Raw genomic sequence first — 273 nt, forward strand, 5'->3', positions numbered from 1 at the left:
TATTAGTCATTATTTGTCTGCTAATAGCGCTACTTTATCATAATGCAACTTTTAGACTTCATTGTAAATGTCAATCGGCACCTTAAACGGTCTATCTGGCAACTCTCTAACCAGCTTAGGTACTAGATAGCCGGGTAATGCTGCCAATAGTGACCAGTAAAGCGCTATTGCTGACCGCTCGTCGCTATCGAAATGTGCCGCGCCTGCTACTTTATCCAATACGTGTAGATAATAAGGCAATACCCCAGCAGAGAATAAACGTTGACTTAAGGC

The 273-nt window shown here is 42.5% G+C and carries 1 pseudogene; it reads right to left on the reverse strand.

From position 1 onward, the window contains the following. Positions 1–51: 51 nt before the first annotated feature. A pseudogene (locus tag AAEY87_RS13965) lies at positions 52–273 on the reverse strand (EF-P beta-lysylation protein EpmB); the annotation flags it as partial.

Origin of the sequence: Psychrobacter sp. S1-30-MNA-CIBAN-0213, from assembly GCF_040309845.1 — a bacterium.
In the GTDB taxonomy this organism is placed as follows: domain Bacteria; phylum Pseudomonadota; class Gammaproteobacteria; order Pseudomonadales; family Moraxellaceae; genus Psychrobacter.